Here is a 9,767-nt window from a genome sequence, read left to right on the forward strand (position 1 = left end):
ATCTGGGCGGCGCCGGATCTGGGCGGCGCCGGTGATCATGTTCTTCACGTAGTCGGCGTGGCCGGGGCAGTCGACGTGTGCGTAGTGGCGGTTGGCCGTTTCGTACTCGACGTGCGCGGTGTTGATCGTGATGCCGCGGGCCTTTTCTTCGGGCGCAGCGTCGATCTGGTCGTAGGCCTTGGCTTCGCCGCCGAACTTGGCCGACAGCACCGTGGCGATCGCAGCCGTCAGCGTGGTCTTGCCATGGTCGACGTGACCGATCGTGCCCACGTTCACGTGCGGCTTGGTGCGGGTGAATTTACCTTTTGCCATTTTTCGACTCCGAAAAAAACGTTTTCAACGTATGCAGATGGGTTGCAAAGCTGCCGTTGCAACCCCCAAAAACTGGTGCCCTTTGCGGGAATCGGACCCGCGACCTCTCCCTTACCAAGGGAGTGCTCTACCACTGAGCCAAAAGGGCTTTATCTAACCAAATCGCATTCCTGCGCCGAACCGGATCTCTGGAGCGGGAGACGGGAATCGAACCCGCGTCATCAGCTTGGAAGGCTGGGGTTCTACCATTGAACTACTCCCGCATCAGGGGCACTTCAAGGCACCCAAAGCGCTAGATCCAATCGCTCCTAGAAACCAAATTCATCGCTGGTGGAGAGGGCTGGATTCGAACCAGCGTACTCGTAAGAGGGCAGATTTACAGTCTGCTGCCATTAACCACTCGGCCACCTCTCCGGCGAACCTCGAAATATAGCACGGTTTTGTGACTACCCAGAAATCCCGGCATCAAGAAGATGCGGAAGAACTGCCCGAGGCGTGAGCCCACGATTATCTCCGAAGTTCAACCCTCCGGCCGCTGCGCCTCCCGCCATGCGCGCGCTTCGCCGAAATGACCGCAGCCGATGAACGGCACGGGCGGGCGCAGCGCCGAAAGGGGCGACGGATGATTCGCCATCAGCACCTTATGGCGCCCAACATCGATCAACGCGCGCTTACTCTGCGCGTGCGAGCCCCACAGCATAAAAACAACAGGTTTGGTGCCAGCCGAAACATGGCGGATGACGGCATCCGTCAGCACTTCCCAGCCGCGGCCGGAATGGCTGGCGGGCTGCGCTTCTTCGACCGTCAGGCAGGTGTTGAGCAACAGCACGCCGTGCTTCGCCCACTTCACCAGGCTGCCGCCCGGGTTCGGAAACGGCGGCTGCGGCGCGCCGAGGTCGCGCTGAAGCTCCTTGAAGATGTTGCGCAGCGACGGCGGCAGCGCCACGCCGGGCGCCACGGAGAACGCCAGCCCCTCGGCCTGGCCGCGTCCGTGGTACGGGTCCTGGCCCAGGATCACCACGCGCACCTCGTCGGGCGGCGTGAGTTCCAGCGCCCGCAGCGGCTGCGGCGGAAAGATCACGGCGCCCGCATCGAGGCGTTCGCGCAGGAAACCCAGCAACTTCCGCCCGACGGCGCCACCGAAAAAGTCGTCGACCAGCGGCTGCCAGCCGGGCGCTACCGGCCAGCCGGCGGGATCGCTGCTCGACAGCTGATCGGGCCGATTCATTTGAACAACGCAGCGAGGGCCTCGCCGGGCTCCTTGGCGCGCATGAACGCCTCGCCGACCAGGAATGCATTGACGCCGGCCGCGCGCAGCGTAGCCACGTCCGAGCGCGTGGCGATACCCGATTCGGTGACGGGCAGGCGGTCCGCCGGCAGCATGGGCAGCAGATCGATGGTCGCCTGGATCGACACCTCGAAGTTGCGCAGGTTGCGGTTGTTGACGCCGATCAGCGCGGTCTTCAGCTTGAGCGCGCGGTCGAGTTCGGCGGCGTCGTGCACTTCCACCAGCACCGCCATGCCCAGCCCGCGCGCGATGGCTTCGTAGTCCTTCATCTGCGCGTCGTCGAGGCACGCGGCGATCAGCAGGATCGCATCCGCGCCCATCGCGCGCGATTCGTACACCTGGTACGCGTCGATGATGAAATCCTTGCGCAACACCGGCAGGTCGCACGAGGCGCGGGCTTGCTTGAGGTAGTCCACGCCGCCCTGGAAGAACTGCTTGTCGGTCAGCACCGAAAGGCAGGCCGCACTGATCTCTCCATCGCCTTCGGCGTAGCTCTGCGCAATGTCGGCGGGAATGAAGTCCTCGCGCAGCACGCCCTTGCTCGGGCTGGCCTTCTTGACCTCGGCGATCACGGCGGCATGGCCGGCGGCGATCTTGGCGCGCAGCGCGGCTTCGAAATCGCGCGTCAGCACGCGGCTCTCGGCGTCGAAGCGAACGGCTTCGAGCGGCGCGCGCTTCAGGGACGCAGCCACTTCCTGGTGCTTGACGGCAACGATCTTGTCGAGGATGTCGGACATAGCTTTGGGGTTCCGTTTTCTTGAGGCTCAGACGGCCGCAGAGGCCTTGACCAGTTCGGCCAGCTTGGCCTTCGCCGCGCCCGACGCGATGGCAGCGCGCGAGCGCTCCACGCCCGCCGCCACCGAATCGACCACGTTCGCCGCATACAGCGCGGCGCCAGCATTCAGCAACACGATGTCGAGCGCGGGGCCGGCGTGATTGTCGAGCACGCCGAGCAGCATCGCCTTCGACTGTTCGGGCGTCTCCACGCGCAGTGCGCGGTTGCTCGACATCTGGAAGCCGAAGTCTTCCGGATGCAGTTCGTATTCGCGAATTTCGCCGTCCTTCAGTTCGCCCACCATGGTGGCCGCGCCAAGCGAAATTTCGTCCATGCCGTCGCGGCCGTAGACCACCATCGCATGCTCGGCGCCGAGCCGCTGCAGCGCACGCACCTGGATGCCCACGAGGTCGGGGTGGAACACGCCCATCAGGATGTTCGGCGCACCGGCCGGATTCGTCAGCGGCCCGAGGATGTTGAAGATCGTCTTGATGCCGAGCTCCTTGCGCACCGGCGCGACGTTCTTCATCGCGGGATGGTGGTTCGGAGCGAACATGAAGCCGATGCCCACCTGCTCGATCGAGCGTGCAATCTGCTCGGGCTTCAGGTTGATGTTCACGCCCAGCGACTCCAGCACGTCGGCGCTGCCCGACTTGCTCGACACGCTGCGCCCGCCATGCTTGCTCACCTTGGCACCCGCCGCGGCCGCGACGAACATCGAGCAGGTCGAGATGTTGAATGTGTGCGAACCATCGCCACCTGTGCCGACGATGTCCACGAGGTGCGTCGTGTCCGTCACGGGCACCTTGGTCGACACCTCGCGCATCACCTGCGCGGCGGCGGTGATCTCGCCGATGGTTTCCTTCTTCACGCGCAGGCCGGTAATCAGCGCAGCCATCATCACGGGCGAGCACTCGCCGCTCATGATGAGGCGCACGATGTGCAGCATCTCGTCGTGGAAGACCTCGCGGTGCTCGATGGTGCGCTGCAGCGCTTCCTGGGGGGTGATCATGGAAAGTCTCCTGGAAAGTGAGTCAGGAACCGACGCGAACGGCGGGCGCGTCGGTGAACGCGAGCTTGAGGCCGAAGCCGATGAAAAGCACGCCGGCGACGCGGTCGAGCCAGCGCATGCCTTTCTGCACGGCGCTGCGATGCGCCATCCAGCTCGCGGCCATGGCCCATCCGACGTTGACGGGGATGGCGTTGAGATTGAACAGCACGCCCAGCAACACGAAGGCCAATGCCTTGCTGTCTGTGCCCGGCGCGATGAACTGCGGCACGAAGGCCAGGAAGAACAGCGCAACCTTCGGATTCAGCACGTTGGTCCAGAAGCCGCCAAGGAAGATCGCCTTGAGGCTGCGCGCCTCGCTCACGGCGGCCACGGCTTCCAGGTCGGCTGGTGGCTTCGCGCGCGACAGCAGCATGCGCACACCGAGGTACAGCAGGTACGCCGCGCCGATGTACTTGAGCACGGTGAAGGCCGTGGCGGATGTCGCCATCAGCGTGCCGACGCCGACCGCTGCGGCGAAGATGTGAACGAAGCAGCCTGCCGTGATGCCCAGCCCCGCCATGACGCCGGCGCGCACGCCCGAGCGCAGCGAGTTGGTCACGACGTAAAGCACGTCGGGGCCCGGCGTCAGGTTCAGCAGCCAGCCGGCGGCGATGAAGGCGAGCAGATGGGGAAGATCAGGCATCGCGTCCTCGCCGGGTTCAGGACTTGAAGAAGGCGCGGATCGCGGCCACGGCCCGGTCCACGCCGGCGGCATCGACATCGAGGTGCGTCACGAAGCGCAGGCTGTAGAGCCCGGTTGCAAGGATGCCCTGCTGGTTGAGGCTCGCGAGCAGTTCCGAAGAACGCGCCTGCGCGGCGCCGGCAAGATCGACGAACACGATGTTCGTGTGCGGCGCCTCGACCTTCAGCCCTTCGATGCCTTCGAGCCCCTGCGCCAGGCGCTGCGCCAGTGCGTGGTCGTCGGAGAGACGGTCGACATGACGGTCGAGCGCATGCGAAGCCGCTGCCGCCAGAAGCCCCGCCTGCCGCATGCCGCCGCCCGCCATCTTGCGGATGCGGTGTGCCCGCGCGATGAACTCCCGCGAACCCACCAGGGCAGAACCGATGGGCGCGCCGAGCCCCTTGCTGAAGCACACCGACACGCTGTCGAAACATTGCGCGATGCGGCGGGCTTCCGCGCGGATGTCGCTTCGATTGTTCAATGCCGCCTGCGCGGTTGCCGCATTGAAGAGCCGCGCGCCGTCGAGGTGCCGCTGCAGCCCCCTGCTTCTCGCCAGATCAGTCGCCGCCTGAACGTACTCGAAAGGCAGCAGCTTGCCGCCCAGCGTGTTCTCCAGCGCCAGCAGCCGCGTGCGGGCGAAGTGCGCGTCGTCGGGCTTGATCGCCGCCTCGATCTGCGCGAGCGGCAGCGTGCCGTCGGGCGCGTGATCGAGCGGCTGCGGCTGCACGCTGCCGAACACCGCGGCGCCGCCGCCTTCCCAGCGGTAGCAGTGCGCCTGCTGGCCGACGATGTATTCGTCGCCGCGGCCGCAGTGCGACAGGATCGCACAGAGGTTGCTCTGCGTGCCCGTGGGCACGAACAGCGCGGCCTCGAAGCCCAGCATGGCCGCGATCTTTTCCTGCAGCGCATTCACGCTCGGGTCGGCGCCGAAGACGTCGTCGCCGAGCGGCGCCGCCATCATGGCCTCGCGCATCGCCGGGGTGGGTTGCGTGACGGTGTCGCTGCGCAGGTCGACGAGGGAGGAGCGGTCTGTCATGGCGGGATCAATCGAGAAAGTTCTTGAGCATGGCGTGGCCGTGCTCGGTGAGGATCGATTCGGGATGGAACTGCACGCCTTCGATGCGCACGTCGTGCGCGAAGCCGGTGTGCCGCACGCCCATGATCTCGCCGTCGTCGGTCCATGCGGTGATGGCCAGCTCTTTCGGGCAGCTTTCGCGCTCGATGGAGAGCGAGTGGTAGCGGTTGACGGTGAACTTCGCGGGCAGCCCCGCGAACACGCCTTCCTGCGTGGTCGTGATCTCGCTGGTCTTGCCGTGCATCAGCTGCTGCGCGCGCACGATCTTGCCGCCGAAGGCCGCACCGATGGCCTGGTGGCCGAGGCACACGCCGAGGATCGGCAGCTTGCCCGCGAACTGCTTGATGGCCGGCACCGAAACGCCCGCTTCCGCCGGCGAACAAGGCCCTGGCGACACCACGAGGCGCGTGACGCCGGAAGCGATCAGCTCGCCGATCTGCGCCACCGTGATCTCGTCGTTGCGATGCACCTGCACATCCGCACCCAGCTCGCCGAGGTACTGGACGATGTTGTAGGTGAAGGAATCGTAGTTGTCGATCATCAGCAGTTTCATGGCTTGCTCACAATCCGGTGCACGCCCTTGACGACGGGGAACACGTTGAAGTTGATCAGAAGGCCCAGCTTGAGGCCCGAAAGACGCAGCGCGGCCAGCACCTGGGCGCGATGCAGGTCGGTCAGCACGTCGACTGCCCTGAGTTCGACGATGACCGACTGCTCGACCACGAAGCCCGCGCGGTACACCTCGCCGAGCGAGCGGCCCTTGTAGGTGGCGGACAGCGCCACGTCGCGCGTGAAGCCGATCTCGCGCTCGGCGAGTTCGATCGCCAGCGCGGCGGCGTAGGCGTCTTCGCTCAGGCCCGTGCCAAGCACGCGCTGCACCTCGACGGCGGCGCCGATGATCTCGTGCGAGAAGTCGTTCTGAATATCCGGTGCGGTGCTCATTCCAGGCCTTCCTCGACCAGTTCGGCGGCACGCAGGAGTGCGCGCGCCTTGGCTTCCGTTTCCCTCCACTCCAGCTCGGGCACCGAGTCGGCCACGACGCCGGCCGCGGCCTGCACGTGCAGCATCTGGTCCTTCACGATGCCGGTGCGGATGGCGATGGCGACATCCATGTCGCCCGCATAGCTGATGTAGCCGCAGGCGCCGCCGTACAGGCCGCGCTTGGTGGGCTCCAGCTGGTCGATGAGCTCCATCGCATGCACCTTGGGCGCGCCGGTCAGCGTGCCGGCCGGGAAGGTGGCCTTGAGCACGTCGATGGCGGTCATGCCGTCCTTCAGCGTGCCTTCGACGTTGCTCACGATGTGCATCACGTGGCTGTAGCGCTCCACCGCGAAGGCTTCCGTCACCTTCACGGTGCCGGTCTTGGCGATGCGGCCGATGTCGTTGCGCGCGAGGTCGATGAGCATCACGTGCTCGGCGCGCTCCTTCGGGTCGTTGATGAGTTCCACCTCGGCCGCCTTGTCGAGCTCGATCGATGCGCCGCGCGGGCGCGTGCCGGCCAGCGGGCGGATGGTGATCTTCTGCTCGCCTTCGCCCGTGTTCTCCTGGCGCACCAGGATCTCGGGCGAGGCGCCCACCACGTGGAAATCGCCCAGGTTGTAGTAGTACATGTAGGGCGACGGGTTCAGCGAACGCAGCGCGCGGTACAGCGACAGCGGCGACTCGGTATAGCGCTTGCTGATGCGCTGGCCCACCTGCACCTGCATGAAGTCGCCGGCGGCGATCATTTCCTTGGCGCGCTCCACGGCTGCGAGGTAGTCGGCCTTGGCGAAGCTGCGCTCGGGCGGGTGCGGCTGCGTGGGCTTCACGATGGGTGCGCTCACCGAGTACTTGAGCTTTTCCTTCAGCTCGCGCAGGCGTCGCTTGCCCACGGCATAGGCCTCGGGCTGCTTCGGATCGGCATAGACGATGAGGTAGAGCTTGCCCGAGAGGTTGTCGATGACCGCCAGTTCCTCGCACTGCAGCAGCAGGATGTCGGGGCAGCCCAGCGTGTCGGGCGGACAGCTGTTCTCGAGCTTGCGCTCGATGTGGCGCACGGTGTCGTAGCCGAAGTAGCCGGCAAGGCCGCCGCAGAAGCGCGGCAGGCCGGGCCGCAGCGCGACCTTGAAACGCTTCTGGTAATCGGCCACGAAATCCAGCGGATTGCCCTTGGCGGTCTCGACCACCTGGCCGTCGGTCACCACCTCGGTGACGGCTTCGGCGCCGAAGCCGCTGGCGCGCAGCAGCGTGCGCGCCGGCAGGCCGATGAAGCTGTAGCGCCCGAAGCGCTCGCCGCCCACCACCGATTCGAGCAAGAAGCTGTGCTTGCCACCGCCCTGCGAGTGGGCCAGCTTGAGATAAAGGGACAGAGGCGTTTCGAGGTCGGCAAAGGCCTCGGCCATCAGCGGAATGCGGTTGTAGCCCTGGGCGCTGAGGCTCTTGAATTCAAGTTCGGTGATCACGGATCGTTCTCCAATTGCCGGCCGGCGCTGCTTTGGCCGTGGCAAGGTCATTCACGGATGGTCCGGCGTCGTCGTGTGTGTCGATCCGGAACCGCGGGCGCACGGCGTGCGCCGTGCAATCAAACAGTCAGCGAAGTATGGCGACGCCAGGGCCAGGCTCCCCGGCTGCCTTCACCTGTTTGAATGATGTGATGAACGAACATATGAGGGGCGGAGTTTAGCCCACGAAAACGCGCAGGCGTGCACCGGGAGCCGCCAACCTCGGTTTTGAGGGTTCCCCCGAGGGCGAAACGTAAAACGAAAAGATACATTCGCACGACCGTTCGCAAAAATCCAAGGAGTCCCCCGTTGACTGCTCTTTCGCTTCCGGGCGCGTTCTTCTCGCGCCTCCTCCTGGGCGCCTGTCTGGCCACCGCAGCCCTCGGCGCCTCGGCCGCGCAGGTCGACGTGGCCGGCGTCAAGCTCGAAGACCAGATGGATCTGCGCGGCACCCCCCTGGTGCTCAATGGCGCGGGCATTCGCTACAAGGCCATCTTCAAGGTCTACACGGCCGGCCTGTACATGGGCAAGAAGGCATCGACCACCGAGGAGGCACTGGCCGCGCCGGGCCCCAAGCGCGTGGCCATCACCATGCTGCGCGACATCGACGCGAACGAACTCGGCAAGCTCTTCACCAAGGGCGTGGAAGACAACTCGCCCAAGAGCGAGATGGTCAACCTCATTCCCGGCCTGTTGCGCATGGGCCAGATGTTCGCCGACCAGAAGCAGCTGAAGGCCGGCGACACTTTCACCATCGACTGGTTGCCCGGCACCGGCACGGTGATCACCGTGCGCGGCGTGGCGCAGCCCGATCCGATCAGGGAGCAGGCCTTCTTCAACGCGCTGCTGCGCATCTGGCTGGGGCCGAATCCGGCCGACTGGAAACTGAAGGACGCGCTGCTCGGCAAGCAATAGCCGGCCAACAAGCAGGCAGCGCCGCTATCGCATCGCGGCCGCCCCGAACTCGGCCAGCGAATCGACAAAGCCATCGGCATCAACGCCGCGCACCGGCTCGCCGTGGTTGTAGCCGTAGGTCACGAGCACCACGGGGCAACCCGCACCACGTGCGGCGCGCGCGTCGTTGCTCGAGTCGCCGATCATCAGCGTGCGCGCGGGCTGGGTGCCCAGTGCTTCGCAGGTCTTCAGCAGCGGCAGCGGATCGGGCTTCTTGCGCTCGAAGGCATCGCCGCCGAACACCAGATCGAAGAAGCCGTCGAGGCCCTTGCCGGCAAGCAGCGGCTTGGCGAACGACGTCGGCTTGTTGGTGAGGCAGGCCAGCCTGAGGCCTCGCGCGCGCAGCGCCTTCAACCCCTCGATCACACCGGCATACACCGCCGAATGCTGTCCGTTGATGGCAAGGTAGTGATGCTGATAGCGCTCCCACGCGCGATCGAACAGCGCACGCGCCTTCGCGCCAGCAGCGTCGGCGCCCGACGGCGCCATCACGTGCACGAGCGCGGAATGGATCAGGTGCTCCGAGCCCTTGCCCACCATCGCCTCGATGGCGGCAGGCGCCACATGCGGCAGCGAGAGATCGTCGAGCATGCGGTTCAGCGACGCGGCGAAGTCGCCGAGCGTGTCGACCATGGTGCCGTCGAGGTCGACGATGGCTGCGTCGAAGCGGGTGTGGTCGAAGCTAATAGAGTTCAAAACAAACAAATAGAGTTCAAAAAATTGCCTGGTACTCTACTGGCCATCAAAAAATAGAGTTCAAAAAAATCGTAAATGCCGGGTGAAAAGCGAAGGTGCACCCGCAGTAGCTGCAGTTCATCGAAGATGTGAGAGCCAAGCCTCGTGAGGCGCAGTTTTCGCCAAACGCATTCCTGATCGGACGATCAGATTTCGCACGTCGCCTGACTTGAGGAGAACACCAGGCTCCACATTTGGGATCGGCATGTTGTGCGAGCCAACCAAGCGCCGCACGAGAAATCGGGTACCTACGCGCCGTAGGCCGCCATGAAGACCCGTACAGCCTCGCGCAGAAGGGCCCTGTTTTCCCGGGTATCCGGCATCTCGAGCTTCAGCAGTCCGCGGATGTGCCCGGAGCCCAGGAACATCGACAGGAACAGGTCCGCCGCCTGAAGCGGGTTCCGCACCTTCAGCG

The 9,767-nt window shown here is 65.3% G+C and carries 12 protein-coding genes and 3 tRNA genes; 1 reads left to right on the top strand and 14 read right to left on the bottom strand.

Annotation, left to right across the window (positions count from 1 at the left end):
- The 12 genes from AC1DFC_RS29250 to trpE all read right to left on the bottom strand — a co-directional run.
- On the bottom strand, positions 1-312 hold a 312-nt coding region (locus AC1DFC_RS29250; protein ID WP_478180528.1), incomplete at its 3' end, for a GTP-binding protein.
- Between the two features lie 73 nt (positions 313-385).
- A tRNA-Thr gene (locus AC1DFC_RS29255) sits at positions 386-460 on the bottom strand.
- A gap of 41 nt (positions 461-501) precedes the next feature.
- Positions 502-575: transfer RNA gene (locus tag AC1DFC_RS29260), tRNA-Gly, on the bottom strand.
- 65 nt (positions 576-640) lie between these two features.
- Positions 641-726, bottom strand: a tRNA-Tyr gene (locus AC1DFC_RS29265).
- A 106-nt stretch (positions 727-832) separates the two neighbouring features.
- Positions 833-1,540 (bottom strand): uracil-DNA glycosylase, encoded by a 708-nt coding sequence (locus AC1DFC_RS29270; protein WP_478180529.1) that lies wholly within the window; start codon positions 1,538-1,540, stop codon positions 833-835.
- Complete coding sequence (gene trpC / locus AC1DFC_RS29275) at positions 1,537-2,337, bottom strand: indole-3-glycerol phosphate synthase TrpC (RefSeq protein WP_478180530.1); 801 nt, start codon at positions 2,335-2,337, stop codon at positions 1,537-1,539. Before trpC ends, AC1DFC_RS29270 begins: the two co-directional genes overlap by 4 nt.
- Before the next feature lie 27 nt (positions 2,338-2,364).
- Positions 2,365-3,387, bottom strand: coding sequence for an anthranilate phosphoribosyltransferase (gene trpD / locus AC1DFC_RS29280; protein ID WP_478180531.1), 1,023 nt, complete (start codon positions 3,385-3,387; stop codon positions 2,365-2,367).
- 22 nt (positions 3,388-3,409) lie between these two features.
- The gene (locus AC1DFC_RS29285) at positions 3,410-4,069 is read right to left on the bottom strand and encodes a LysE family translocator (RefSeq protein ID WP_478180532.1); all 660 of its coding nucleotides are present in this window, start codon (positions 4,067-4,069) and stop codon (positions 3,410-3,412) included.
- A 16-nt stretch (positions 4,070-4,085) separates the two neighbouring features.
- Positions 4,086-5,144, bottom strand: coding sequence for a low-specificity L-threonine aldolase (ltaE, locus tag AC1DFC_RS29290; RefSeq protein ID WP_478180533.1), 1,059 nt, complete (start codon positions 5,142-5,144; stop codon positions 4,086-4,088).
- A gap of 7 nt (positions 5,145-5,151) precedes the next feature.
- Complete coding sequence (locus tag AC1DFC_RS29295) at positions 5,152-5,736, bottom strand: aminodeoxychorismate/anthranilate synthase component II (RefSeq protein ID WP_413336267.1); 585 nt, start codon at positions 5,734-5,736, stop codon at positions 5,152-5,154.
- Positions 5,733-6,125, bottom strand: a complete 393-nt coding sequence (locus AC1DFC_RS29300) for a GxxExxY protein (RefSeq protein WP_007830965.1) — start codon at positions 6,123-6,125, stop codon at positions 5,733-5,735. The genes AC1DFC_RS29295 and AC1DFC_RS29300 overlap by 4 nt, the downstream gene beginning before the upstream one ends.
- Positions 6,122-7,624 (bottom strand): anthranilate synthase component I, encoded by a 1,503-nt coding sequence (gene trpE, locus AC1DFC_RS29305; protein WP_007830961.1) that lies wholly within the window; start codon positions 7,622-7,624, stop codon positions 6,122-6,124. Before trpE ends, AC1DFC_RS29300 begins: the two co-directional genes overlap by 4 nt.
- 348 nt (positions 7,625-7,972) lie before the next feature.
- On the opposite strand from trpE, the gene AC1DFC_RS29310 reads away from it, so the two are divergent.
- The gene (locus AC1DFC_RS29310) at positions 7,973-8,578 is read left to right on the top strand and encodes a chalcone isomerase family protein (protein WP_007830959.1); all 606 of its coding nucleotides are present in this window, start codon (positions 7,973-7,975) and stop codon (positions 8,576-8,578) included.
- A 24-nt stretch (positions 8,579-8,602) separates the two neighbouring features.
- On the opposite strand, the gene gph is transcribed toward AC1DFC_RS29310, so the two are convergent.
- Positions 8,603-9,313 carry a phosphoglycolate phosphatase gene (gph, locus tag AC1DFC_RS29315; protein ID WP_007830958.1) on the bottom strand — a complete coding sequence of 237 codons (711 nt, stop codon included), beginning with the start codon at positions 9,311-9,313 and terminating at the stop codon, positions 8,603-8,605.
- Positions 9,314-9,600: 287 nt separating this feature from the next.
- Entirely contained in the window at positions 9,601-9,759 is a 159-nt protein-coding gene (locus tag AC1DFC_RS29320) for a TetR/AcrR family transcriptional regulator C-terminal domain-containing protein (RefSeq protein ID WP_478180534.1), read from the bottom strand.
- Positions 9,760-9,767 lie beyond the last annotated feature (8 nt).

The sequence above is a fragment of the Variovorax sp. 10L421 genome, from assembly GCF_056395365.1.